Origin of the sequence: Bartonella machadoae, assembly GCF_022559585.1 — a bacterium.
Taxonomy (GTDB): domain Bacteria; phylum Pseudomonadota; class Alphaproteobacteria; order Rhizobiales; family Rhizobiaceae; genus Bartonella; species Bartonella machadoae.
Genome location: NZ_CP087114.1, coordinates 1,220,677 through 1,245,603 on the forward strand (window position 1 = coordinate 1,220,677; position 24,927 = coordinate 1,245,603).

General features: G+C 39.1%; 34 protein-coding genes, 1 tRNA gene and 3 pseudogenes. 28 read left to right on the plus strand and 10 right to left on the minus strand.

Translation table 11 applies throughout. From position 1 onward, the window contains the following. Positions 1–31: 31 nt before the first annotated feature. Complete coding sequence (gene yidD, locus LNM86_RS05820; protein ID WP_241438795.1) at positions 32–385, minus strand: membrane protein insertion efficiency factor YidD; 354 nt, start codon at positions 383–385, stop codon at positions 32–34. Next, positions 386–814: an iron-sulfur cluster assembly scaffold protein gene (locus tag LNM86_RS05825; RefSeq protein WP_241438796.1), complete on the minus strand. Its 429-nt coding sequence runs from the start codon at positions 812–814 to the stop codon at positions 386–388. It lies immediately after the preceding gene. 128 nt (positions 815–942) lie between these two features. Between LNM86_RS05825 and folE the strand changes: the two genes are divergently transcribed. The 3 genes from folE (at position 943) to LNM86_RS05840 (ending at position 3,095) form a co-directional block, all read left to right on the plus strand. After that, complete coding sequence (gene folE, locus LNM86_RS05830; protein ID WP_241438797.1) at positions 943–1,560, plus strand: GTP cyclohydrolase I FolE; 618 nt, start codon at positions 943–945, stop codon at positions 1,558–1,560. Positions 1,561–1,687: 127 nt separating this feature from the next. Then, a tRNA-Leu gene (locus LNM86_RS05835) sits at positions 1,688–1,772 on the plus strand. A gap of 150 nt (positions 1,773–1,922) precedes the next feature. Continuing rightward, positions 1,923–3,095: a tyrosine-type recombinase/integrase gene (locus tag LNM86_RS05840; protein WP_241438798.1), complete on the plus strand. Its 1,173-nt coding sequence runs from the start codon at positions 1,923–1,925 to the stop codon at positions 3,093–3,095. 3 nt (positions 3,096–3,098) lie between these two features. On the opposite strand, the gene LNM86_RS05845 is transcribed toward LNM86_RS05840, so the two are convergent. The 5 genes from LNM86_RS05845 to LNM86_RS05865 all read right to left on the minus strand — a co-directional run bounded on the left by LNM86_RS05845 (position 3,099) and on the right by LNM86_RS05865 (position 5,960). Continuing rightward, entirely contained in the window at positions 3,099–3,374 is a 276-nt protein-coding gene (locus LNM86_RS05845; protein WP_241438799.1) for a helix-turn-helix transcriptional regulator, read from the minus strand. Positions 3,375–3,449: 75 nt separating this feature from the next. Beyond that, positions 3,450–4,073 carry a lambda exonuclease family protein gene (locus LNM86_RS05850; RefSeq protein ID WP_241438445.1) on the minus strand — a complete coding sequence of 208 codons (624 nt, stop codon included), beginning with the start codon at positions 4,071–4,073 and terminating at the stop codon, positions 3,450–3,452. A gap of 1 nt (position 4,074) precedes the next feature. Then, on the minus strand, positions 4,075–4,890 hold the full coding sequence (bet, locus tag LNM86_RS05855; protein WP_241438446.1) for a phage recombination protein Bet: 816 nt from the start codon (positions 4,888–4,890) through the stop codon (positions 4,075–4,077). Positions 4,891–4,971: 81 nt separating this feature from the next. After that, the gene (locus LNM86_RS05860) at positions 4,972–5,352 is read right to left on the minus strand and encodes a hypothetical protein (protein WP_241438447.1); all 381 of its coding nucleotides are present in this window, start codon (positions 5,350–5,352) and stop codon (positions 4,972–4,974) included. Positions 5,353–5,606: 254 nt separating this feature from the next. Beyond that, positions 5,607–5,960 carry an XRE family transcriptional regulator gene (locus tag LNM86_RS05865; RefSeq protein WP_241438800.1) on the minus strand — a complete coding sequence of 118 codons (354 nt, stop codon included), beginning with the start codon at positions 5,958–5,960 and terminating at the stop codon, positions 5,607–5,609. A gap of 88 nt (positions 5,961–6,048) precedes the next feature. On the opposite strand from LNM86_RS05865, the gene LNM86_RS05870 reads away from it, so the two are divergent. The 14 genes from LNM86_RS05870 (at position 6,049) to LNM86_RS05935 (ending at position 14,760) form a co-directional block, all read left to right on the plus strand. Further along, complete coding sequence (locus LNM86_RS05870; protein ID WP_241438801.1) at positions 6,049–6,294, plus strand: helix-turn-helix domain-containing protein; 246 nt, start codon at positions 6,049–6,051, stop codon at positions 6,292–6,294. 334 nt (positions 6,295–6,628) lie between these two features. Next, entirely contained in the window at positions 6,629–7,033 is a 405-nt protein-coding gene (locus LNM86_RS12855) for a dATP/dGTP diphosphohydrolase domain-containing protein (protein WP_308219238.1), read from the plus strand. 10 nt (positions 7,034–7,043) lie between these two features. Beyond that, positions 7,044–7,313: a hypothetical protein gene (locus LNM86_RS05880; RefSeq protein WP_241438451.1), complete on the plus strand. Its 270-nt coding sequence runs from the start codon at positions 7,044–7,046 to the stop codon at positions 7,311–7,313. Positions 7,314–7,423: 110 nt separating this feature from the next. Beyond that, complete coding sequence (locus LNM86_RS05885) at positions 7,424–7,897, plus strand: crossover junction endodeoxyribonuclease RuvC (protein ID WP_241438452.1); 474 nt, start codon at positions 7,424–7,426, stop codon at positions 7,895–7,897. Beyond that, positions 7,887–8,252 (plus strand): DUF1376 domain-containing protein, encoded by a 366-nt coding sequence (locus LNM86_RS05890; RefSeq protein WP_241438453.1) that lies wholly within the window; start codon positions 7,887–7,889, stop codon positions 8,250–8,252. Before LNM86_RS05885 ends, LNM86_RS05890 begins: the two co-directional genes overlap by 11 nt. Further along, a complete protein-coding gene (locus LNM86_RS05895) occupies positions 8,242–8,589 on the plus strand; it encodes a DUF1376 domain-containing protein (RefSeq protein ID WP_241438454.1) in 348 nt (115 codons plus the stop codon). The genes LNM86_RS05890 and LNM86_RS05895 overlap by 11 nt, the downstream gene beginning before the upstream one ends. Then, positions 8,579–8,929 carry a DUF1376 domain-containing protein gene (locus tag LNM86_RS05900; RefSeq protein ID WP_241438455.1) on the plus strand — a complete coding sequence of 117 codons (351 nt, stop codon included), beginning with the start codon at positions 8,579–8,581 and terminating at the stop codon, positions 8,927–8,929. The genes LNM86_RS05895 and LNM86_RS05900 overlap by 11 nt, the downstream gene beginning before the upstream one ends. Then, positions 8,919–10,037 carry a DUF1376 domain-containing protein gene (locus tag LNM86_RS05905; protein ID WP_241438456.1) on the plus strand — a complete coding sequence of 373 codons (1,119 nt, stop codon included), beginning with the start codon at positions 8,919–8,921 and terminating at the stop codon, positions 10,035–10,037. The genes LNM86_RS05900 and LNM86_RS05905 overlap by 11 nt, the downstream gene beginning before the upstream one ends. After that, positions 9,955–10,458: a hypothetical protein gene (locus LNM86_RS05910; RefSeq protein ID WP_241438804.1), complete on the plus strand. Its 504-nt coding sequence runs from the start codon at positions 9,955–9,957 to the stop codon at positions 10,456–10,458. Before LNM86_RS05905 ends, LNM86_RS05910 begins: the two co-directional genes overlap by 83 nt. Positions 10,459–10,627: 169 nt before the next feature. Continuing rightward, on the plus strand, positions 10,628–11,062 hold the full coding sequence (locus LNM86_RS05915) for a hypothetical protein (protein WP_241438805.1): 435 nt from the start codon (positions 10,628–10,630) through the stop codon (positions 11,060–11,062). A gap of 331 nt (positions 11,063–11,393) precedes the next feature. After that, the gene (locus LNM86_RS05920; RefSeq protein WP_241438806.1) at positions 11,394–11,909 is read left to right on the plus strand and encodes a Rha family transcriptional regulator; all 516 of its coding nucleotides are present in this window, start codon (positions 11,394–11,396) and stop codon (positions 11,907–11,909) included. 80 nt (positions 11,910–11,989) lie between these two features. Next, positions 11,990–12,757, plus strand: coding sequence for a hypothetical protein (locus LNM86_RS05925; RefSeq protein WP_241438807.1), 768 nt, complete (start codon positions 11,990–11,992; stop codon positions 12,755–12,757). A 971-nt stretch (positions 12,758–13,728) separates the two neighbouring features. After that, positions 13,729–14,172: a single-stranded DNA-binding protein gene (ssb, locus tag LNM86_RS05930; protein WP_241438808.1), complete on the plus strand. Its 444-nt coding sequence runs from the start codon at positions 13,729–13,731 to the stop codon at positions 14,170–14,172. 15 nt (positions 14,173–14,187) lie between these two features. After that, on the plus strand, positions 14,188–14,760 hold the full coding sequence (locus LNM86_RS05935) for a hypothetical protein (protein WP_241438809.1): 573 nt from the start codon (positions 14,188–14,190) through the stop codon (positions 14,758–14,760). Between the two features lie 62 nt (positions 14,761–14,822). On the opposite strand, the pseudogene LNM86_RS05940 reads toward LNM86_RS05935, so the two are convergent. Beyond that, positions 14,823–15,059: pseudogene (locus LNM86_RS05940) on the minus strand (DnaJ domain-containing protein); the annotation flags it as partial. A 214-nt stretch (positions 15,060–15,273) separates the two neighbouring features. Between LNM86_RS05940 and LNM86_RS05945 the strand changes: the two are divergent. The 7 genes from LNM86_RS05945 (at position 15,274) to LNM86_RS05975 (ending at position 21,851) form a co-directional block, all read left to right on the plus strand. Further along, the gene (locus LNM86_RS05945; protein WP_241438468.1) at positions 15,274–15,606 is read left to right on the plus strand and encodes a hypothetical protein; all 333 of its coding nucleotides are present in this window, start codon (positions 15,274–15,276) and stop codon (positions 15,604–15,606) included. Further along, positions 15,587–16,915 (plus strand): PBSX family phage terminase large subunit, encoded by a 1,329-nt coding sequence (locus LNM86_RS05950; RefSeq protein WP_241438810.1) that lies wholly within the window; start codon positions 15,587–15,589, stop codon positions 16,913–16,915. Before LNM86_RS05945 ends, LNM86_RS05950 begins: the two co-directional genes overlap by 20 nt. Beyond that, positions 16,900–18,924, plus strand: a complete 2,025-nt coding sequence (gene bgtI / locus LNM86_RS05955) for a BaGTA-type gene transfer agent portal protein BgtI (protein WP_241438811.1) — start codon at positions 16,900–16,902, stop codon at positions 18,922–18,924. Before LNM86_RS05950 ends, bgtI begins: the two co-directional genes overlap by 16 nt. Positions 18,925–18,936: 12 nt before the next feature. Beyond that, positions 18,937–19,836, plus strand: a complete 900-nt coding sequence (locus tag LNM86_RS05960; RefSeq protein ID WP_241438482.1) for a hypothetical protein — start codon at positions 18,937–18,939, stop codon at positions 19,834–19,836. Positions 19,837–19,929: 93 nt separating this feature from the next. Further along, the gene (gene bgtG, locus LNM86_RS05965; protein WP_241438483.1) at positions 19,930–21,060 is read left to right on the plus strand and encodes a BaGTA-type gene transfer agent major capsid protein; all 1,131 of its coding nucleotides are present in this window, start codon (positions 19,930–19,932) and stop codon (positions 21,058–21,060) included. Positions 21,061–21,077: 17 nt separating this feature from the next. After that, positions 21,078–21,458, plus strand: coding sequence for a hypothetical protein (locus LNM86_RS05970; RefSeq protein WP_241438484.1), 381 nt, complete (start codon positions 21,078–21,080; stop codon positions 21,456–21,458). A gap of 12 nt (positions 21,459–21,470) precedes the next feature. Further along, positions 21,471–21,851: a hypothetical protein gene (locus LNM86_RS05975; RefSeq protein WP_241438485.1), complete on the plus strand. Its 381-nt coding sequence runs from the start codon at positions 21,471–21,473 to the stop codon at positions 21,849–21,851. 35 nt (positions 21,852–21,886) lie between these two features. Here the strand turns inward: LNM86_RS05975 and LNM86_RS05980 are convergent, their stop codons facing one another. After that, positions 21,887–22,168, minus strand: a complete 282-nt coding sequence (locus LNM86_RS05980) for an addiction module antidote protein (protein WP_241438486.1) — start codon at positions 22,166–22,168, stop codon at positions 21,887–21,889. Continuing rightward, the gene (locus tag LNM86_RS05985) at positions 22,149–22,460 is read right to left on the minus strand and encodes a type II toxin-antitoxin system RelE/ParE family toxin (protein WP_241438487.1); all 312 of its coding nucleotides are present in this window, start codon (positions 22,458–22,460) and stop codon (positions 22,149–22,151) included. Before LNM86_RS05985 ends, LNM86_RS05980 begins: the two co-directional genes overlap by 20 nt. Positions 22,461–22,523: 63 nt before the next feature. Here LNM86_RS05985 and LNM86_RS05990 point away from each other — a divergent pair. The 4 genes and pseudogenes from LNM86_RS05990 to LNM86_RS06005 all read left to right on the plus strand — a co-directional run. Then, positions 22,524–22,718: pseudogene (locus LNM86_RS05990) on the plus strand (hypothetical protein); the annotation flags it as partial. A gap of 166 nt (positions 22,719–22,884) precedes the next feature. Continuing rightward, on the plus strand, positions 22,885–24,051 hold the full coding sequence (locus LNM86_RS05995; protein WP_241437300.1) for a tyrosine-type recombinase/integrase: 1,167 nt from the start codon (positions 22,885–22,887) through the stop codon (positions 24,049–24,051). Positions 24,052–24,269: 218 nt separating this feature from the next. Then, a complete protein-coding gene (locus LNM86_RS06000; RefSeq protein ID WP_241437891.1) occupies positions 24,270–24,476 on the plus strand; it encodes a helix-turn-helix transcriptional regulator in 207 nt (68 codons plus the stop codon). A 99-nt stretch (positions 24,477–24,575) separates the two neighbouring features. Beyond that, a pseudogene (locus LNM86_RS06005) lies at positions 24,576–24,918 on the plus strand (DUF7146 domain-containing protein); the annotation flags it as partial. Positions 24,919–24,927 lie beyond the last annotated feature (9 nt).

Genomic DNA, 24,927 nt, shown 5'->3' on the forward strand with positions numbered 1-24,927 from the left:
TTTTATCAATAGGCATGGAAAAAGAAAAGAATTATTTATCGTGTTTTGTAGAAATTTTCCAGTAACGCCAAGGTTTATAAAAACAACAACTCTTTTCGAGAGAGGGCGGGACTGGATCAAATCCATATGTTCCAAATGGACCACAACGTAGGATACGAAAAAATCCCATCCATGCACCAGCCCATAGTCCGTGGCGTGCGATTGCTTCATAAATATATTCTGAACAGGTCGGTGCATGACGACATTGGTTTCCTATAAGGCTGGAAAGTGTTATTTGATAAAAACGGATCAAGAAAATACCCAATAATCGTCCAGGTGTTTTTCGCCAAGACCCCTTATAATTTCGCGTTTTTCTGTTTTTTTGTCGGGACTGTAATGTGAGCATTTATTTTTCCTCAATTTGTTCAATACAATCTATGACGGCATCAAAGGGAAGCATGACTGATGTATGACGTGCTTGATAATTTTTAATCGGTTGCAAACAAGAAAATGCTTCAAAAGGAGCTTGAGGAGGTGGACCATCTTTCGTTAGCATATGATAAATAATTTTACGTAACATTTTAAGATCTTGTGTTGTTTGTCCTATAATATGAGATGCTAAAAGGGAAGTTGAAGCTTGTCCTAGTACACATACATGTCCTTCGTGTGCAAAATCTATAACGATATTGTTTTTTATTTTTAGATCTATAGTAATTGTTGAACCGCAAAGCTGTGCGTGTTTTTTTGATGTTGCATCCGGATTATTAAGACGTCCAATTTTGCTTATATGGGCGGCATGTTCAAGTATTTTATTACTATAGAGATTGTCAATCATGAGCTCTTACCTGAAATTTTAAGAGTTTTTATTGCTTAACCTTTTCATTCGCTTATATAGAGATTATACAAAATTGATAATAGATATGAAGCAAATCCTTTGCTAGAGGGTAAAATTGGAGTTTTTAAATGCAAGATGTTGTTAAAGGAGGTTCGGTAGATCCATTTTTATCTGGAAAGCGTCCTAGTTTTGGAGAGGTAGAAGAAGCGATTCGTACATTGTTGTTATGGATGGGAGAAAATCCAAATCGAGAAGGACTTGTCGACACTCCAAGACGTGTAGCTAAAGCGTATCGCGAGCTTTTTATTGGTTATAGCAAATCAGTTGAAGAAATCTTAGATACAGTTTTTGAAGAAGTTTCAGGATACAATGATGCAATAATCATGAAAAATATTCCTTTTTATTCACATTGTGAGCACCATATGATCCCCATCGTTGGAAGAGCTCATATTGGGTATTTTCCTGATACAAAAGTTGTTGGCCTTTCAAAAATTGCCCGTGTTGTAGATATTTTTTCTCGTCGTTTACAAACACAAGAGGCTATGACCGCTCAAATAACAGATGCTTTGACAGTGCATTTACAGCCACGTGGTGTTGCGGTGTTGATTGAGGCTGAACACATGTGCATGGCTATGAGAGGAATTCAAAAGCAAGGTACGACAACAATTACAACAAGCTTTCGTGGTTGTTATGAGGAAGACCAAGGTGTACAGGATAACTTTATGAAGATGGTGCAAAGATTATAATTAACCAGCGTATGTTTCATTGCGCTATTATCATTTAGGAAAAATAAATCATAGGAAAGAAAAAATAGGCTTGTACCTAGCTTTATGATTTGTTAAAGCCAGAAATTAATATGCTTTTTTACTCCGTGCGGTCGTGGCGGAATTGGTAGACGCGCAGCGTTGAGGTCGCTGTGGGGCAACCCGTGGAAGTTCGAGTCTTCTCGACCGCACCAGTTATGGATTTTCTACAATATCACGTGATGTTGTTTTTTATCTTATTTTATTGTTTTTATTTACTTAATTGTCTTTTATATACGACCTTGATATCTGATGAATCTGTCAAAAGCGCAATTCAAAAGGTGGTTCAAAAGGTGGTTTAAAAAGTGATTAGGAGAACAAGAACACGTGATAGATTATCCGCCTTATCTGTAAAAAATTTACCTAAAGGTAAATATGCGGATGGAGCTGGACTATGGCTTATTAAAACAACGCAGAATCAAGGACGTTGGGTTTTTCGATTCGATTTCAATAAAAAACGTCGTGAAATGGGATTAGGCTCTTGTAGCGTTGTATCTTTAAAAGAAGCAAGGCTTAAGGCTACAGCTTGCCGTGATCTTTTAAACCAAGGTATTGACCCGATTCGTAAAAGGAAAAATGAACAATTACGGCGGGCGATTGATAGTATTTCTTTAAGAGAAATTGTTTTAAGCGCTTTTGAAGCCAAGAAAAGTGAATTGAAGAATGAAGGAACAGCAGCAAGGTGGTTAACACCTCTTACATTGCATGTTTTTCCTAAGCTTGGAGATATAGCAATTACTGAATTGACGCAGATTGATATAAAAGAGTGCTTATCCCCTATTTGGAAAACCAAAAACGAAACAGCAAGCAAAGCTTTATCGCGTTTGAATATTGCGATAAAACATGCCGCAGCACGTGGTATAGATGTGGATATGCAATTGGTACCAAAAGCAAAAGCCTTATTGGGAAAATTTATTCAAAATGTTCAAAATATTCCGGCTATGCCATGGAAAGAAGTTCCGGCTTTTTATCAATCGTTAGATGATAATATTGTATCAAATTTAGCCTTAAAGCTTTTAATTTTAACGGGGGTTCGTTCAATGCCAATTAGGCATATACGGCTGGAGGAGATTAACCAATCAATATGGACAATTCCAAAAGAAAATATGAAGGGGATAGTTGGAAAGGTTTTTGATTTTCGTGTACCGCTTACAGATGAAGCGATTGCTATCATTGAAAAAGCAAAAAGAATCGAAAAAAATGGATTTTTGTTTGTTGGAAATTCTGGAAAGCCTATATCTGATATGACGCTTTCTAAATTTATGAGAGATAGAGGGATTGCTTATCGCCCTCACGGCTTCAGATCTAGTCTTCGTGATTGGATAGCAGAGACAACATCAACACCATTTGAAATTGCGGAATTTACTTTGTCTCATTCAGTGGGAAATTCAGTCACAAAAGCCTATATGAGAACTGATTTTTTAGAACAGCGCCGTGTTCTTTTAGAACAGTGGGCGTCTTTTGTGACTGGGTGTTGATTGTTACGATAGTGATGGTAATTCTATAGAGTCTCTTTCTGCCTTTTTGCTTTCAATATAGTGATCAACTTCAACGATATCCCATTTTAAGTATCGCCCTTCTTGTATTGGTTTAGGGAAAGCACCAGCTTTTACAAGCTCTCTAATATAGGTCATAGACATTCCAAGATAAATTGAGAGGTCTTGTATATTGACGAGCCTTTGCAAGCGCATTGATAGTAAAGCTTGTTCGAATAAACTTACTTTTTCTATTGAGGCTTTTAATTTTTCTTCATTCATTTAAAGCAATCCTTCTTATTATAATTATGAGAGGGTGGGGGTGCTTGGAGGCTGTAGAGAAGCACCCCCATAAGGTTAAGCAGCTTTTGTCGAGATCTTTTGTATCTCTTGCTCTATCTGAGTTAAAAAGGCTTCAACAGCTTGGTTAATGCTGTTAATTTGTTCATCATCACGGTGGACACGTTTGACTTTCATACGCAGGTGAGATGATTGATGTGTAAAGCGTGGGTCATAGCTTACAAAATCACACCATTGTCGCCCTGTACAAGCCATTTGGAATTGCATTTGTGCGAGATATTCAGGTTTGATTTCTTCATCAATACAAAAGCGCATATGGGTTGCGGAACGTGGGCATTTGATTTCGATTAGACCATCTTCTCCAATAAGCCCATCAGGACTAGCCCCCGCCATTTCTATGCTAGGATGAGGTATAAAGCCGCATTTTATGATATTGGCATCATAAATGAAGCCATATTCTTGCAAGGCATCATCCTCATGTTCAATGCCCCATCTCATATCTTCTGTTTCATAATGGGGGCTTATTTCACCTGTTAAACGCTCTGTAATGAGTTTGATTTTGTAATCTTCATATTTGCTTGTTGGTAATCCTTTAGCTGTTTTACTGAGGATGTTGTACACATTAGAAGCGGTAACTTTTCCTAATCGTGCTTGAAACCATTGTGCAGATCTTTGTTCCATCTCACACCGCCGCTGTCTGTTCTTGGTTGGTTTGTGCATATTCGATATCTTGGATATGAATATATTCTGCATCTTGAATAGGAACGTCGTTTTGTTCTTGAGATGGTAATTTCTGCGTTTCAATGATTTGTAAGTTCTGTTTTTTCTTCAAACCGTTTAAAACTGTTTGCGCTTGTTCTTCAGACATATCGGCAAGGCTGTTTGCTTTTACAAAAGAGAGCACTTTTTTTTCTTCTGTTAGAGTTTGTTCCATTAATTGTCTGATTTGCATAAGCATCTCGTGAGATACCAAAGGAGCTTGTATGGTGTTATTCATACGAGCAGCTTCATCTTCTTCATAAATGCCTGAAAATCCGAAAGCATAGCGAGCACATTGTATGGTAGCTTTATGACGCAACATGCGAGCTGGATATTTTTGCCAAGTGTCTGATTTTTGTTTGCATTCTGCTAGATATTCAGTGACCTCTATAGGGTCTTTAATGCCTTTGAGACGAATAGCACATTTGATAGCAATGAGATTACCATCTTTATCAAGTTGATCTTGAAAGGTCATACCATCAAATTTTGGATTAGATTTAATGATCTTAATCCACCCGTCGATAGAAACCACGGGAATAATGCCACCACCTCTTTTAGGGAGAGCGTAGATTTCCTTAGTTAAAGGATTGAGACCATAAGTGTTAGCAACAGAAATAAAGGCAGCGAATTCTTCATCAGAGAAATTGTAACTGATACAAGTTTTGACGATAGTTTTTCGAAATTCATCATGAGAGAAACCGTATTTATTTGCCATTGTTGTTAAGGGGGAATTATTCATATTGAAATCCTTTTAATGCATGCTTTGTCTTTTGTTATGATTTTTATGAAAGGGGGCGTCTTAAAAACGCCCCTCATAGTTTTAAAGAACATCACAAAAGCGCAAACGGTGCTGTTTTTCATAAGACCCGTACATTTTATCTTCATATTCAAGCTGTTTGATATCGTCTAAAAAAAAACCGTATGCAGCGCTGTTTTTAATAAAGTCGTGATTTATGACGCCATCAAAGCATTGTTGTTCACGTTCTTTAATGTAGAACTCTGCGATATCTTCAGAGATATCTTCGCAACGATTAGTTGCTGGTTCTACTCTCAAGATTTTCACGGCATTATAAGAATTATCGATAAATTTTATGATATCGGTTTCTTCGTAAAAAGGACCGGATTGCGCAATGTTATCTCTATCATCAGAACTCATCACTAAGAGGATTTCGTCTGGATTTATAAAAACTGGTTTGTTCACAACAGCCTCCATGAAAAAAGTTGGAAAAGAACATTTTGGATAAAATGCCTGTTGACAAGGGCATTTTTTTTTCTGGTATGGTGTTTTTTATACGCATAATGCATATATGTCAATCAAAAAAATATACATTATGAATATTTTTTAAACGGTGTAAAAAAATGCTTTTGATAAAGGAGAGAGGAAATGAATTATGGAATTAGATAATGAAATAATGCAGCTGGTTTCTGCTTTTAGTTATGAAAGGAAAAAAGCTTTTATTTTTTTTCTTCAGAATTTAAGCGGTTTAAAAGGTGAAGAATTGCTTCTTTATCTGGATGACTTGTTGTTTGTAGCAGATCAATGATTTTTGCATCAATAGTTTGTGCAAAATCAGGAGCTGGAACGGAGGGGCCATCTCCTTCTCCAGTTAATAACCATCCTTCACTAACTCTAAATGCTGTTGCATATTTTTTAGATGCGCGTGATATACCACGGAGTCCTTGTTCATGCTGTATATAACTAGAATAGTTCCATCCAAAATACTCGGCTGCTGCTTTTGCACTCCTAAAACCACGTATTAAACGTGCTTTCATTAATCTAGATGATTGATCTGTTATTTTATCAAGCATTTTAAAATTCCTATGTGTACTCATATTGCATGAAATTGGTATGCATTTCGACTTGACAATAATATACTCATAACGCATATTATTTTTTATGAATAAGATAGATGCAAAAAAAATAAGAAAACACCTTAATCTTACGTTGGATGAAATGGCAGCGTTATTGAGTGTTAGTAAATCAACAGTATGGCGTTGGGAGAAGTATGGTGTTCCTTCAAGAGGAACGGTTGCTTACCTTTTGGAATCTTTATGGAATAAACAACCCCCCCCAATGACTGAATTTGTAAAAAGTTCCAGTGCTAATGGCACTCGTGAACATGGCGACGCTTTGCAGTCTTAAGGAGAGAATGATGACTGTAAGAAAGAAATATGAACTCACTGATGAAACAATCAAAGTTTCTGGTCAAACCCTTCATCGTATTAAAGCATTAAGAGATTTTGATGATGTTAAAGTCGGGGACTTAGGTGGTTTTGTAAAGTATGAAGGAAACCTCTCTCATTATGGCAACTGTTGGATTTACGATGATGCTCAGGTTTATGACGATGCAGTGGTTAAAGATAATGCCAAGGTTTATGGCAATGCTAAGGTTTACGGTAATGCTTGGATTATGGAGAACGCTAAGGTTTTTAACAATACGGTTCTTTATGATGCGTGGATTTTTAACAAAGCGCGGATTTATAATGATGCAGCAAGTAATCTTGTTTTACAGAGCACAAACGAAGCGCATAAGGCAGATGATGGCAAGGCACGTTTAGACCTTATCCCCCCGTCAACACTGATTGAAATCGGTAAAGTTTTAGAATTCGGAGCAAAGAAATACGGAGCAAACAATTGGCGTAATGGCATGGATTGGAGCCGGTTTTACGGCGCTGCTTTGCGTCATTTATTCGCATGGTTTGGTGGAGAAACGAAGGATGGCGAGAGTGATTTATCACACTTGGCACATGCGGTGTGTTGTCTTGTTTTCTTAATGGAATGCGAAGCAAAACAGATAGGGCATGATGACCGTCTTAAGAGTGAAGTACGAAATTCAAAAGATAAAGCAATTAAAGCGCCATCCCATAAGAAGAAAAAGTGAGGAGGTAGAGATGGAAGATATAGCATCATTTATTATAGGTCATATCATAAGAAACATTCCAATTATTGTGGTTACAATGTTGGCTGTATACTATCGTTTTAAAGCTTCTGATCTACAAGAACAGATAGAGCACAATGATGAAATGATTAATGCCAAGGATACAATAATTAAAGATCAAGAGAAATTAATAGATAAACAGAAAACTTTAATGGAAGAGCAGCTTACAATTTTACATAAAAAATTAGAAGGGCTTGAACAGCAATACAGACTATTTAATTAGAAGTTCCAAAAAGATTTTTCTATGTCTTTAGCTCATTGAAGTTAATTTTATCTCTTTCTTCGTTTTTTGAAAAATAATTTCATAAAATACATTTTGATTGAATATCGGTGATGAATAACACAATTCTTTGTCTTGATCTAGGTACCAAAACGGGGTGGGCAATACGTGGTGTGGATGGTCACATCTTTAGTGGCACGGTCAATTTTCAATCACGCCGTTTTGAAGGCGGTGGGATGCGTTATTTGCGCTTTAAGCAATGGCTTACAGAAATGAAATCAACAGCTGGTGATATTGATGCCGTGTATTTTGAAGAGGTGAGGCGTCATGTTGGTACAGATGCGGCGCATGTTTACGGTGGTTTGTTAGCAACATTAGCAACATGGTGCGAGCATCATCAGATAGCTTATGAAGGCATCCCTGTTAGTACGATAAAGAAGGCAACGACGGGAAAGGGGAATGCCTCAAAAGAAGAGATGATTAAGGCAATGTGTATCAAAGGACACGAGCCTAAGGATGATAATGAAGCGGATGCTTTAGCAATTTTATATTTAGTGAAAGGAAAGGAGGACGGTAATGTCTATTAGTAGAGTTCCTTGCGTAAGATTTTATTCCAATCAGTTTTTAAAAGAGCTTACAGGTTTACAAGCAACGGAGAAAGGCGTTTACACAACATTAGTGTTGCTTATGACAGAAAAGCAAGCGCCTCTTGTAAATAATGCGTCTTATTTAGCAGGCTGGTGTGGGTGTTCAGTAAGAACGTTTAAAAAGGCATTAGATGTTTTAATAAGCACGGATCATATCGCTTGTTTAGAGAATGGCGATTTATGGCATGGGTCCGCCTCTTTTGAACATGGTTATAATAGATTTACCGAGCGCGCTTCGAAAGCAGCGATAGCGAGATGGCATAAGCATAAAACAGGAGAAATGCATGTTAACTAAATTTCCATGGACGCGTCTTTTTGCAGATAAATGGCTTCTTGATATTGCTTGTTTACCAGCGATTGAATGCGCTATTTATCTCAAATTGCGGTTGCAAATGCTTTATGTTGGTGAACCTATTTTGAATGATACACGAGCATTGTCTCATTTTACTGGTTGTTCCGTAAAAAGATTTGAAAAGGCGCTAGAGTATTTATTGGAAACTGGACACCTCATTCTTCAAGATGATGGTCATTTGTGGAGTTTTAAAGTTGGAGAGGAACTTGAATCGCTTAGTGAAGAGCTAGGTAAGTATTCCCTTAATATTGGAGCCAAGGGGGGAAAGTATGTCAACTAAGTTAGCTTGGGTTCGTTGTTTTCCTTCAGATTGGATATCTGATGCTAGTGGAATGACGTCACATCAAATATCAACTTATATGATGTTGGTGTTACTTATGTATAAGAAGAAAGAGCCAATTCGTGAGAATGTCTCTGTATTAGCACGTATTTCTGGTTGCTCAGTAAAAGCCTTTAATAAAGCGCTAGATTTTTTATTAAGTGATGAGAGGCTAATACGTTTAGAAGATGGTCGATTATGGAGTTTACAAGTTGAAGAGGAACTGAATAGCCTCAGTGAAGAGTTAGACAGTTTTGCCTTTAATAATAATGAAGAAATGGAGGTGAAATATGTCAACTAAGTTGGCTTGGACAAGACTTAATACTGATCAATGGATAATCGATGTTTCTTGTATGAAACCGATGGAAAAAGCTGTTTATCTTACTCTCAGTTTATTTATGCGCAAAACACATGAACCTCTTGACGAGGATACTTTCTTATTATCTCGTTATGTTGGCTGTTCAGAAAAGGCTTTCAATAAAGCACTTACTGCTTTGCTCTGTACTAAAAAAATCATACGTTTAGAAGATGGACGTTTGTGGAGTTTAGAAGTTGAAGAAGAACTCAATAATTCCAATGAAAATTTAAGCAAGGCCTCAGTAAAAGCAGCAAAAGCAGCAAAAGCAAGATGGGATGAGGAGAAAAATAACACACAAAAAATGCATGAGCATAAAAATCACACATCAAAAAATGCATGTGCACAATCGAATGATGCATATGCATCAAAAAATGATGCTCGTGCAGAAAATTTTATGCTTGGCGATGCACATAACAATAACATTAACATATATAATAAAAAAAATAACACTATCGTGTTATCAAAAAAAGAAAACGATTGCGATTTTGAAAATAGCGAATTTGTTGATGAGGCTTATGAACCATCAGAAGATCATGATTGCGAAAAGCTAGCAGATGCAATCGAAACGGTAGCAGAGGATCAACCTGCTATTCACGAGCAAGAAAACATTCCCAAAAAAGCCAAGCCGTCTAGAACTGACCGCGGCTGTCGATTACCGGACGATTTTGAACCGGATTACGATTTCGCAATTGCAGAGGGATTGCCTCCAGAACGTGTGAAAGTCGAAATCGCAAAATTCCGAGATTACTGGTGTTCAAAAACCGGAGCCAATGCAACCAAAACCAATTGGCAAGCAACATGGCGCAATTGGGTGCGAAGGGCTATTGATGATTTAACGAAAGGAAGAAATTATGGAAAACCCAATATTGCACAAACAGAACAACAGCGTGGCAAATCTTATCGAGTTGCACAATACATGTCCGATATCAAAAATTCAGACAGTGCGTACAAGTTTTTATTCGAGGACGATGAAAGAACCACCATTCCTTTGGTTACAGGGACAAAAACCCTCGATTGCAGAAGCGGAGCGAATTACCTCACTAGCCAATGATGCGTTGAAAGAACTTGAGAACAAAGCAACTGAAGAGGAAATCCAAACAACGTATCTTGTGTTATCAAATGGTCTCAAAAGCCCATCAGAATATGATGAAAAAGCAACAGCACTTGCGTATTTTTATACCCTTGACGGTATAAGCAGCTGGGCATTGCAAACGGCAACAAAGGACGCTTTGAGAGGCAAAGCAGAAGGTTTAAACGCAACTTTTATGCCATCAACAGCCGATTTTTATCGTTACTGTGAAAAGCTTGAAAGCAACATACGCGAGAATATCGATTACATCGTTAGGAGCCTTGAAAAACCTGAGAGACAGGACAAAGGAAAGGAGACACCTTTAGCACCAGAGCGCTTAGAAAAGCTTCAAAAAGAGCTGAGTGAAGTTTTAAAGGGTCTTGAAGACGAGATAGCAAAATAGTGAAAAATGCTGATCATTTTGCAATTTGATATGTGTTTAAATCGACAAAAAGAGACCGTACAAAGCGATTTAAAGATTTTTTGATACAAACCACATAAAAATTTAAAAACGCTTTGTACAGTCATTTTTGAGGCAAATAGACCAATAGGTAAAATTATGGACTAAAAGCATGGCAATTTTTAGAGATCTGTTCTTAACAAAACGTAAAAAACCGCAGAAAAAGTTTATTGCAACGGCAAGAGGGCATGCCCCATGGGGATTAGGAGTTAGTGAATGTTTTTACAATCTTTACGAGTATGAGGATGGCTCTAGAGAATATGAGGAATTGCAAGGTGGACAATATCACGAGATACCTCAAAATGCAGATTACAGTACCAAAGCGCAAGTGAAAGCATGGCTATACGGTGGTAACATACCAACATCAGTATTGAATTACGAAGCATTGATAGACGAAATAAACAAAACGATACCGAAGCAAGGTTATGAACCATTGGTTTGTAAAATTACAGATGATGGTGAGGTAAGTTATTCACAAGATGATGATATGGACAGGGAAATAGAAAAAGCCGTGAAAGCATTGAGATCAACAGAGGATAGAATTTGAAATGCGACCCTTTCAAAACAACAATATGTAATAATTTTAAAAATTCATATTGACACTAATAAATCCTTATGTTAAACGAATCACAAGTGCCTAAGAAACACGAAAATCACAAGCGGGTTAATCACGATAAGATTATTCCCCTGCCGTTAAAATACTGATTGTCTTTTATGCTATTATTAGCATATATTGGTTACATCGGGTGTGGTTACACTATACAATACCTTTTCTAAGGAAAGGTGTAACGACGGACTTGTGACCGTGTTTCTTAGCACCCGATGCCCTTTATAGGGGTTTTAATAAGAAACGTATTTTACAAGAAAGGTTTTATACCATGCAAAATCTAGTTACAATCAACGATGATGGTATTGCAGTTACAACTTCTCTCAAAATTGCAGAGGGCGTGGGTAATACGCATAAAACAGTTATACAGTTAGTACGCAATAATCGTAAAGATTTTGAAGAGTTTGGAAGGGTTGGATTTGAAATCCTACCCTTTAAAACAAACGGTGGGTGGCAAAAGAGAGAAATCGCTATTCTCAATGAATCACAAGCAACTCTTCTCATGACATATATGCGCAATAATGACACGGTGCGCGCTTTCAAAAAAGCACTCGTTAAAGCTTTTTATGAATTAAAAAACCAAGCAATAGAACATGATTTGTTTTTTAGAGATAAGGTTATCTCTTATGAAACTTTAAGAACATCTGAGGGAATTGGTAAAATATTAGGATTGATAATGAGGCGTTTATTGCATGCAAATGAATTGGAAACAGAGCTTTATCATTACAAATTTGTTACAAATGAAGCAAAGCGCCTTTTAACAAATGATATTGCGCAATCTGCTTAATTAAAACGGCGGGCGCGGCGGGGGCGCCTCTCTCAAATTTTCATTCAAAATTTTATCGACTATTAGATTAGGAGCTCCCTATGACCACTACAGATGTGTCTAAAAAATATGAACTTACTGATGAAATTAAAGAAGTTTACCAAAATAAGGATGGTAAAGTTGTGCCTAGAAAACTTTATCGCATTAAAGCTTTAAGAGATTTTGATGATGTAAAGGCTGGTGATTTAGGCGGTTTTATTGAAGATGAAAGCAACCTTTCGCATGATGGTAATTGCTGGGTTTATGATGATGCGTGGGTTGCTGACAATGGCGTCGTGTCTGAAAATGCAAAACTTCGTAATGAAGCCGTTGTTGCTAAACATGCTAAAGCTTATGGAAATGCTGTCATTAGTGATGATGCTAAAGTTTTTAATCATGATACCCATGTGTATGGCAATGCAAAGGTTTATGGAAATGCTAGCGTTGCTGGTATAATGTTTATTCATGGTAAAGGCTGGGTTAATGGAAAATGCGTAATTAATGGCAATGCAAAGGTTTATGGTGATGCAAAAATTTGTGGTCAAGTTTGTGATAATGCCGTGGTTTATGGAAAAGCCTTTATTACTATAGATGCAAAAATTTATGACAATGCCAAGGTTTGGAATAGTGCACGTGTTTATGGCTCTGTTTATGGCAATGCTAAAGTCTCAGGGTCTGCTTTTATATGTGATGGTGCTCATATTTTTGATAATGCAAGGGTTTATGCAAAGGCGGTTATTGAAAAGGATGTTAAAGTTTATGGCAATGCCGTGGTTAATGGCAATCAAATAATATGTGAAGATATTTGTGTTAATGATAAAGCAGCATAAATCACGGCGCGGGGGGCGCCTTTCTTAGTGCAAAAAAAAGCCGTGTCATATAACGACGCGGCTTTAAGTTTAAGAAAAAGGAGGTATAAAAAAAGAGAAAAAACTATAATCAGTTTGTACACAAAATGCATAAAAGATTCAAGAGTCTAGAACAAAAAAAACCGTACCAAAATGAATTGATACGGCATTTCTGCAAAAACCATTTTACACAAGAAAAATAACAATGACCACAAACAAATTACATATTTTGTGTAAAAACGCAATATTGTTTTTATCAATTTGTATCTCAAAATGAATTATGCTACTGTTAATTCGCAACGTTTATAGCGTTGCATTTTTAGCCGCTCTTTAGGTTAAAATACTATCCCCTTTAAGAATGAAGCCGTGCCAATTAGTTTTGACACGGCTTTCTTTTGCAATACATGTTGGTTCCCTGCTTATATAACTAAATTGTGGATAAAAAACAAGTTTATTCTTATCATATTGTACTTTTAAAAAGAGTATGATATCGTAAAAACATTAAGAAATTGACTAGCCTTGTTATGTTTTTACATGACAGGGCTTTTTTGTATCTCATCATTATGATGTTGTGTTTTGATTAAAATGATGCTATTTAAAAATTGCGAAACTCAAAATGATTTTGTCTGTTTGATAAGGCAAGGCTCTATTTAGGCGGCGTTTTTATAACGTTGCCTTTTTTATTGTGCAATTGCATAAAATAAAACCGTGCCAATTAATTTTGACACGGTTCTATCCTATCTTTGTTGATCCGTAAATAATCGACCATAATATGGCACATTCTGTATAAAAATGCAAGCCGTTTAAAAAATAAAAAATGGGATTCACTCTTTAGATTCAGTGAGTTATCGTTATTTCATTTGTAAATACAACCCATAATGTGCTATTGTAACACAAGCGTAATGTTCGTTGTGTTGTGTAAGGTTTTATTTTCATATAAGGATATCAAGCAAATGCTTAATAAGGCAATTTTAATTGGCTATCTTGGTGCCGATCCCGAAAGCAAAACAATGCAGAATGGTACTGAGGTGGTTAATTTTCGTATCGCAACATGCGAAAGCTATACAGACAAAAGCACTAACAAAAAAGTAGAGAAAACAGAATGGCATTCAGTTGTGGTTTTTAATCAACACTTAGCAAAGATTGCGCTTCAGTATCTCAATAAAGGCAGTAAAGTCTATATTGAAGGGCAGATACAAACCCGAAAATGGCAAGATAAAAATGGTATTGAACGTTATACAACCGAAATTGTCTTGCCTCAGTACAAAGGTGACTTAAAGCTTTTAGACAGCAAACATGATGATGATCAAGAGCGCGTATCATCACCGTACGATAGAAGCTATCAACGCCCTCTTGATATGCCTAGAAATGCTTTAAATGATCAAGTTCCTTTTTAGTGAGAAGGCGGTGTTGTGAAAAGAACTAAAAAAAGGGGACGCCCTAAGGTTATAGGGCAGTTAAGAGAGCCAAATGGACGCATTTCAAGAGCAAAAACACCACGTGAACCCGTTGATCACTTGGCACTAACAACACGTGCTAAGCGATTTGGTTTAACGCTACAAGAGGCAAAAAATCCACTTGCTGGTAGCTATATCGGGCGGCTTTGTTTGCAAGGCGTGCTTACTCAAGATCAGTATGACGCTGCGCAACAATATCTACAGATAAGAAACAACTATCTTTGTGCAAAAGGCTTGCCAAACGCTATTTACGACGAAATGCCATCCTCTTCTGATGATAAGGCAAGAGACAAATGGGTAGAATTTGCTACAGAGCAGTTTTTAAACATGCAAGAGGCACTAAAAGAAGCACAATGCCTCTACAGACAGTACAATCTCTACGCAGCAATACAGTATCTTGTTATAGAAGATCAAACTCTACCGCATCTTGTGAGTTCGTTGCGTGTCGCTCTTAATGCACTTCAGAATATTATAATCGCTATTATGAATCCAATCACGAACTGTATAGCAAAGGAAGCTATTTTTTGAAAAGGCGTTCTTAATATAAGATCTACATTCTCTTCGCTTTTATTATTTTCAAAAGTTGTATGATCATTTTTAAGAGTTCCATGATAAAACTGATTATAAGTAGCTCTTTTTTGAGGATCTTTAAGAGTTTCATAGGCTTCGCAAATTTTTCTGAACTTTTGTTCAGTTTCCTTATTATTAGGATTATGATCAGGATGATATTGCATAGCTAACTTACGAAAAGCAGATTTTAGCTGCTTATCATTGCATTCGTAGCTTACACCAAGAATTCTATAGTAATCATCTTCATTTACTATCATTACATATTACTTCTGTATTATTGTTATCTCTATACCATTGTCTAACTGATTCCCTTCGAATATATCAATATGTGTTATTTTGATGTTGACAATGTGTTGCAAATCGTATTTAATGACAGCACTGTACTTGGTCGTATTGTATCTAGACGAGGGGCAGTGCAATGAGGAAATCCCCTCAAATGCGGGGTTTTTTATTATCGGGAGGGAGTATTTTATGACATCAGAAAATACAGAGCCAACTCCAGCAGTCAAAAGAAAATGGATACCACCTAGAGCTGGGATAGGGCGTGTTAAAGGCGTTCCCAATAAAATGACCCGCATTTTAAAAGAGGCAGTGGTGAGGGCTGCTGAAAATGCCGGCAATAAAATAGGCAATGAGGGTTTAATCTCTTATTTGGAAAAGCAAGCAATGGATTGCCCCGCTGCTTATTTAGCACTGCTTGGTAAGGTGTTGCCTTTACAGGTTACTGGTGAGGACGGCGGAGCAGTAAAGATCATAGGGCGTGTTGAAATCGCTCCTTTAATCGATGACGATAAGACAGATTAAGATAGTACCAAAACTGATACCAATCTTTTCAGGCACGGCAGCAGTGCGTGCGGCTTGGGGAGGGCGGGGTTCAGGCAAGACAAGATCATTTGCCTTGATGGCGGCTTTAAAGGGCTATCAATTTGGTATGGGAGGGATATCGGGGACTATCCTTTGTGCACGTCAATTTCAGAATTCGCTCGCAGAAAGTTCTTTGGAGGAGATCAAACGCGCTATTGAAGCCCATGATTTCTTAAAGGACTATTATAAGGTTGGGGAGTCTTCAATTAAGTCTCGTGATGGTCGTATCGCCTTTCAGTTTTCAGGTCTAGACCGTAATATAGCAAGCATTAAGTCGATGGGGCGTATTTTGCTTTGTTGGGTTGATGAGGCGGAACCGGTCACTGAGACAGCTTGGCAAACGCTAATACCGACTTTACGTGAGGAAGGTGAGGGATGGCGTGCAGAATTATGGGTGACGTGGAACCCATTGCGTGAGAATGCGCCGGTTGAGAAGCGGTTTCGCTTTTCCGATAATGAGGCGATTAAGCGTGTTGAGATCAACTGGTCAGATAATCCGAAGTTCCCAAAGATCTTAAATGAAGCACGTTTGGATGATCTGAGGAACCGTCCAGAGAGCTATAAGCATATTTGGGAAGGGGGGTATTTAACCGCTGTTCAGGGTGCTTATTATCAACAAGAGATGTTGGCAGCCGAGCAGGAGGGGCGGATAGGGCGTGTTTCTCGTGACCCTTTGATGCAGATACGAGCCTTTTGGGATATTGGGGGCACGGGCGCCAAGGCAGATGCGACGGCAATCTGGATAGCACAGTTTGTAGGTCGCGAAATCAGGGTCCTTGATTATTACGAAGCACAGGGGCAACCGTTATCGGAGCACATAGGCTGGTTGCGTCAAAATGGCTATGAGAAGGCGTTGATGGTGTTACCCCATGATGGTGCGACCAGAGACCGTGTGCACAATGTGAGTTTTGAGAGCGCCTTGAATGATGCGGGTTTTGAAACGCAGGTTATTCCCAATCAGGGAGCCGGTGCTGTAAAGATGCGTATAGAGGCAGTGCGACGGATATTACCGTCAATTTGGTTTAACGAAGAGACGACCGTAGCAGGGCGCAAAGCACTGAATTGGTATCACGAGAAATGGGATGAGAAGCGCAATATTGGTTTGGGCGCAGAGCATGATTGGGCAAGTCATGGGGCAGATGCCTTTGGCTTAATGTGTGTTGCTTATGAACCACCACCAGAAAGGCAGAAACGAGCAGCCTATAGTAGTAAAAGAGAATATGAGAGCACCTCATGGATGGCAGAATGATGCAAGATCAAGATGACGAGCGTTTAAAGCAGGAAGACGGCAAGGCTTCTGATCTGTCCAGTGACTGTTTGTTTCGCAAGCTTGTCAGTTGGTACAAAGAAGATTTAGAGCATGTGAATAAATGGCGTGAACATGCGCGTGAAGATTTTGCTTTCTACAATGGTGATCAGTGGAATGAGAAGGACTTATCGGTTTTAAAAGAGCAACGCCGCCCTGTTATGACCTTTAACCGGATTGCCCCGCTTGTGAATGCAGTTGTAGGCTCTGAACGCAATAACAAACGAGAAGTGCAGTTTATTCCGAGACAAATAGGCAAGGCGTTGCCAAGTGAACTGCTTACCGGAGCAGCGGAATGGTTTCGTGATATGGCACACGCAGAATATGCCGATTCCGATGCTTTTCAGGATGCTGTCATTTGTGGAATGGGGTGGACCGATACACGGCTTGATTATGAGAATAATCCTGATGGGGAGCCGGTTATCACGCGTTTAGACCCGTTGAAAATGGTTTGGGACAGTGCCTCTGTTCAACCAAATTTAACCGATGCGCAACGGATGTGGTATGTTGACCGCAAGCCTTTGGAAGTTGCAAGGCAAATGTTTCCAAAATCCCATTGGACAGAACTGAATGCAGATTGGGCACGAGATGGTGTTGGTTATGAAGGGGTGCACCATAATGATCTTGAATATTACAGTGATGAGAAAAGCGTTGATGTTGAGAACGGTCGACGAATGGTCACGCTTGTTGAATGCCGTTGGTTTGAACACGAAACCGCTTACAAGGCACCTGATTTAGAGACAGGAGAACTTCGTGATTATAGCAAGGAGGAATTTGAACAGCTTTGTTGTATGATGCCGGATATTCAAGGGGTTCAGTTCAATAAAAAGGTTGTGAAACGCGCCTTTTTGGGCAGGAAGCTTTTGTTAGAGCCTGATCAACCGCTCGTTCCTGCTGGTCAATTGGGTTGGGAGTGTATTACCGGTTATTTTGATAAGATCAACCGGCAGTTTTATGGTGTTGTGCGACCGACAAAAGACCCGCAACGTTGGGCAAATAAGTACTTTAGTCAGATTATGTATATTCTCAATAGCCAATCCAAGGGTGGTATCATGGCAGAGCGGGGGGCTTTTGAGAATGAGGCAGAGGCGGCAAGAAGTCTTGCAAGAGCAGACAGTCTTACATGGACTAAACCTAACGCATTGGCACAAGGTAAAATCCAACCCAAACCTGTAGCACAGTTTCCAGCAGGTTTTTTCCAGCTGTTTAATGAAGCAAAGGAGGCAATCAATCAGGTTACGGGTTTATCACCTGAATTTATTGGCACAAGGGAAGTGACACAAGCAGGTATTCTTGAAGCACAAAGGCGTCAATCAAGTCTCAATCTGCTTGCTTGTTTGTTTGATGGCTTACGTTTGTATCGTAAGCGGCAAGGAAAGATTATCCTCCATTTGATTCAGAATTATTTGTCAGATGGTCGTTTGGTGAGGATATCAGGGGAAGAGAATGCACAATATATTCCCTTAACCCGTGAAGCAGTGATGAGTGTAGATTATGATATTGTTGTTGATGATGCACCGACCAGCCCGAATGAGAAAGAACGTACCTTCGGTATTATCACCCAGCTGTTACCGTTGCTTCAAAATGCCATTACACCAGATATCATGCTTGATTTGTTGCGTTATTCGCCTCTACCTGCGTCGTTACTCAATCGCGTGAGTGAAAGATTCCAACAGCAACAACAGATGGCACAACAGCAGCAGCAAATGAATCCAGAACAGGAAATGAATTTGCAAGAAAAGCAGCAAGACATTGCGACAAAAGCGCAAATGCAACAGATGGATTTACAAGGCAAGCAGATAGATCTGTATATGCGTCAGGAAAGAGCGAAATTAGAAGCAGAATTAATGAAAGAGAAGCATGAATTGGAGCGGCAACGCATTTTGAATGAGCAAATGCACAATCAGATTATGCGGTCCAGAACAGAAGCATATAGAGCACGCAGCATTTAGAAAGGTGAAAGAATGAATGCACAAATGACTGAAGAGAGTAATGGAATGAATGAAGCTTACCCATTGGATAATCAAGTTTTTGATGATGATGGGCATTTTAATGTTAGCAATGAGAGTGAAACCGTTACCAGTGATGATGTGAGTTCTCAAGAGACGGTTTCACAGCCTGTTCATGAACCCTCTGAAATCTCTACTTTAGAGCAGCAACGTGCAGAAGAGCAAGCGCGTCAAGCCCGTGAAGCGTTGATGAAGTTTTATAATCCTCAACCACAGGAAACTCCAGTTGTTGAAGGAGACAATATGCCCCCTGATATGAGTCAGGATATTATCGGCTATATGGCATGGATGGGCAAACGGCTTGAAGAGCAGGATAGGTTTATTCAAGCGCAACAGGATGCGCAAAGGCAGGCTTATGAACAACAATATCATGATGCGCATTTAAATCAGTTTTTAGAAAATTCTGTTGCAGCAACCAAGAGTAAGTATAGTGATTTTGATGCAGCAGCGGATTATCTTTATGAGACACGTGCGAAGCAGTTATCGGCTTGGTCCAAAGTTTATCCAGAGTACGCACAAAAGAGTACGATTGATGCGATTATAGGCAATGAATTGCGTACTATAGTAGCGACGTGTGCACAAAAGGGTACAAATCCAGCCGACGAGCTTTATGGGATAGCGCAAAACCTTGGTTATCAGAACCAAGCGATCCAAGCTAATAATCAGGTTGCAGCGCTTCAAAGCCGTCAGAATTCTGCGAGGACTTTAACAGCATCCGGAGGAGGAGGCAGTACAGGACCTCTTTCATTTGAGACGATTAGTGCAATGTCCGATAAAGAGTTTCAAGCATGGTACAGCAATCCAAAGAACCAAGCGCTTATTCGCAAATTGAGTGGTGCGGATGATGAGGATTAAGTGAACGACTTTTTTAGAGAAGAAGCCGCTTTTGATGCGGGTTTTCCTCCGGCTTTTAAGCCGGTTTTTTTATAGCAAAGAAAGGTGAAATAAATGGCAACAACCAATATAGGGATTAATGAACCCCATGCATTAAAAACATGGGCAAGAATGCTGGATGCGGAGGTATCAAAGGCAACCCCGATTGCTCCATTAATGGGCAAGGGCTCCAATAGCATTATTCAGGTCAAAACAGAGACACAGAAAGGCAAAGGAGATTGTATAACCTTTAGCCTTCGTGCGCAATTAGCAGGTCGTGGTGTGAGTGAGGGCGAAACGCTTGAAGGAAACGAAGAAGCGCTCCAATTCCTCCATGATAAATTGTATATCAATGAACTCTATCATGGCACGCGCATTCCCAATGAAGGGACGATTGATACGCAACGCACTTTGTTTAATTTGCGCGAAGAAGCCAAAAACAGTTTATCGGATTGGTATGCTGACCGTTTGAGTTTGATGTTTTTCATTCATGCTTGTGGCTACACAGCCAATAGGCTTCATTTTGAAGGGGATTTGATTGATCTTGACCCACTTTACTATGGGTTTAATACGCCGATTGCCCCAAGTAGTAAGCGCATTGTGCGTCCAGATAGCAAAACCAAGGATGAAGACCTTACAGAGAAAGCCAAACATAGCTTTAATCTTAAATTGATCGATGAAGCGGTTCAATGTGCAAAACTTGCAAACCCTAAGATTAGACCGGTTCGTGTGAATGGCGAAAGTGTCTATGTTTTATATTTGCATCCCATCCAAGTAACGCAATTGCGTACAAATACAGAAACGGGTCAGTGGCTTGATATTCAGAAAGCAGCTTATACCGGTTCACGTGCTAAAAACCCAATTTTTGATGGTTCTTTGGGCATGTATAACGGTGTGATTTTACGGGAATCTGAACATGTGACCAATGGTGTCAAATCAACGGATAGTACTCGCGTTGCAGGGGTTCGTCGTGCTGTTCTTCTTGGAGCCCAGAGCGTTGTTATGGCTTTCGGCAAGGGTTATGGCGATACACGCTATAAGATTGAAGAAGAAACTTTCGATTACAAACGTGAATATGGTTTTGGTGTTCATACGATTATAGGCATGAAGAAAACCTGTTTCCAAATGCCCGGAAGAGCCCAAGGCGCACAAGATTTTGGCACGATTGTCATTCCCACCTACACCGGTGAAGTTGACGCGAATTAATGAGAAAGGAATAAGATATGGTCGATGGAGTAAAAGGTCATTTACACGGCAGAGATCTTCATACGCATCAGGTGAGTTTTTTGCGTTTAAACATCACGCATAAAGATAAGGATTTGACGCGTAAGATTGGAACTTTGCCTCGTGGTGCGATGATACTTTCGATTAAAGCATTTGTGAAGACAGCGTTTTCGGATGCGAAATTAAAGATTGGCAGCACCTATGGCGGTAATGAGTTTAGCGAAAAGGATATAAAAGCCCAAGGGTCGCAAGATTTTACACCAACAGATCAAAAATCTTTTGTAGCAGATGATAATGAGATGACCCTTTATGCAACACGAGACAAAACAACAGCCGCTGGTGAGTGTGTTGTGGTTGTACAATTCGTGACTAATCGTTGAGAGGGACAGGACATGGTAGATTGTTTATCAAAACCTTTGCAAGGGAGAGATCTTCATACCCAGCAAGTAAGCTTTTTACGTCTTAATTTTAGCTATGAAGATAAAGAAAACGCATTGAAAATAGGAACTTTACCTCGAGGCGCTTTAATTACGTCAATTAAAGTATTCGTCAAGACAGCGTTTTCGGATGCTAAGGTAAAAATAGGGAGCACTGCTGGTGGCAATGAGTTTGGTGAAGCGGAAATCAAACAACAGGCAGTTAAAGAAGTTAAGCCTACCAATCAAAAAGAGTTTGTCTCTTATGATGAAGAGGTCACGCTTTATGCTAAAGCCGACAAGACAGTACAAGCTGGTCAAGCAAGTATAGTCGTTGAATTCGTGACCAATCGTTAAAGTTGTGATGGGAGACGTCCGTTTCCCTCACGGATTTATGGAGTAGATTGTACGCTTAATTGCAAATTAAGGGCAGAGAGCACAGCAACTAAAGTAGAAAGTCTAGGGTCACCCGTTTTGCTAAGGGAGCGATATAAACCACTGCGTTCACGGTTTGTTTCCTTTGCTAATGCACTCATATTTTGAGCGCGGGCAACGATACCAAGAGCATCTGCGATATGCGCAGCATCACCAGTTTTGAAGGCTTCGTTTAAAAAGACTTCTTGAGATTCTGGTGTTGTGAGGTGTTTTTCAAAGTTAAAGGTTTTCAATTTCATTTTTAAGGTCCTCCAAGAGAGATAAGGCTTTTTGAATATCTTTGGATTGTGTGGATTTGTCACCACCACAAAGCAATATAATGATTTTATTACCTTTTTGAGTGAAATAAATCCTGTAACCCGCGCCATAGTGGATACGTAATTCACCTATACCATGAAAAAATTTAACATCACCTAAAAGCCCTGAACGAATTTTATGAAGTCTTGCAAGAATTATATCGGCAGCTTTTCTGTCTTTAAGCTTTTCTAACCATTCATCAAATTCATCTGTTGTTTTTATTATCGCTACCATTTGATTACTATAGTACACAGATGATAATACGTCAAGAATAAATTTCTACTGAAAGGTTTAATGATGTCACGTCATTATATCACGATAAGGACGGGTGGACCGATACAAGATCGGCAAAATATTGTTCGCCATAGGGGAACATTTGCAAGACTGGTGTCGGTCATTCAGGATGAGATTGATGATATCGCGGATGAGTATATTCCTCAAATACAAGAAAGTATTTTTGCCGCCATTCGGTTTTGTGAACGTACAACGTATTGATTTATAATGATAATTTACTGTTTTGCATATTGAATGAGACCCCCGAATATTGTAAGATTCTCTCAATTCAAATCATCTTATGTTCAATCAATTAAAGTCACTTATTTGCACGTCATAAGTGGGGTTGGTGTGTGGGTAAAAAACAGTTTAGAAAGGAACAAAAATGCCTTTAATGAATCGTCTTAATGCAAGGGCTGTCGCAACATTGGGGGCTGGCAAATATAATGATGGTGCCGGCTTGGTACTTCATAAGCGTAAAGATGGGGGTGCTCAATGGCTTTTACGCTATACCATTCACGGGCGGCGTCGTGAAATGGGATTGGGTGCCTTAAGAGATGTTTCTTTAAAACAAGCTCGTGAATTGGCAACCCAATGGCGTTTTGTTCTTCGTGATGGTCGTGACCCCATTAAAGAACGTGACAAACAAAAGCGTGAGGCAATGCGTAATCTGCATTATCTAAAAGATATCGCTTTAGATACTTTTGAAACTCGTAAAGCAGAATTAAAAAATGATGCTAAAGATGGGCGTTGGTTTTCACCTTTACAACTTCATATTCTCCCTAAGTTAGGTTGTATGCCGGTTTCAGAAATTACTCAAACCGATATACGCAATGTCCTCGCTCCCATCTGGCATACAAAAGCTGGAACAGCAGAGAAAGCTCTCATTCGTCTTAATATTTGTCTCAAACATGCTGCTGCAATGGGATTGGATGTTGATTTACAGGCTACAGAAAAAGCAAAGGCTCTTTTAGGCAAACAACGTCATAAAATCAAAAATAGACCAGCAATGGATTGGAAAGATATACCGGCTTTTTATAAAATACTTTGCAAAACACCAACTCTAACACAACTGGCTTTGCGTTTGCTTATTTTGACAGGTGTTCGTACCTATCCTTTGCGTCATATCCATAAAGATCAAGTTGAAGATGATATATGGACCATCCCTGCTGAAAATATGAAAGGAAAACGTGATGCTACAACAGAGTTTCGTGTGCCTTTATCAAATGAAGCATTAGAAATTTTGAAACAAGCGCGTCCTCTCTCTCGTAATGATTTCTTTTTTTCTGCAACTGGTCGTGGTCCTCTTGCTGATACTTGTATGTCACAATATATGAAAAAAATTGGACTTGAAGCCTGCCCGCATGGTTTTCGGTCTAGTTTACGCGATTGGTTAGCAGAAACAACCGATGCCCCTTTTGAGGTAGCAGAAACCATTCTAGGTCATGTGGTCGGTGGACAAGTAGAGCGTGCTTACCGTCGTACTGATTATTTAGAACAGCGCCGTGTTTATATGGATAAATGGGCTGCCTATGTTACGGGGCAATCTTAAAATATGGGGTCTTGTACCCCATTTTTACTTCATTATCTGTGGATAACTTTCTCTCTTCGTTTACTCATTTTTGCTCAATAAGATTCATAAATTATCAAATGAGAAAATACATCATAAAGTACTGTTTTTTATGATTAAACTTACTTTCAAATCTCAATAAAATATGGTTAATAAATACTTATGATTTGTTACTATTTTTAGATTGAAAGGATTTAGTTATGACTGAAAATGATGTTCTTCTTACAGACCGCGAAAGTGCAAAATTATTGCATATAAGCGTTTCAACATTCCGTCGCCATGTGACCAATGGAGCTTTACCAAAACCTTTAAAATTTGGTTCTTTATCGCGTTGGTTAAAATCGGATCTGATGAATGTGATTGAAAAAGCCAAAACGCAACGTCAACATCTCAGTGATGTGGCATAAAAAAACCTTGTCACGTAAGGACGGACAAGGCTTTCTCTTATGAACCGATAAGAAAATAGCAAAAACCGTCCTGTGACGCAACGTCTAAGGATGCGAAAAATGTATCATTTTATAAATGCTCGGGGCATTACAAATGCCTTGCGGGGTGTCTGGTATGGTGCTTATGGACTTGCCCGCTGCCCTGCCCATGATGATCAAGTGCCTAGTTTATCTCTATGTTCTTTTAAAGAGACCATAGCAGAGCTTCATTTACGCAAGCGTGGTATCACTTGTAACTTGCCCCCCTAGTTTACGCTTTCATAGCAAATGCCCCCATCCCTCTGGCAAAACCATCCCCGCGTTGGTTGCTCTTGTTGAGGGTGGTGGCTCCTTTGCAATCCATAGAACCTTTTTACAAGACAATGGATGCTTGCTGCCCGTGCTTATCGCCAAGGCTTCAATGTCTTGATGA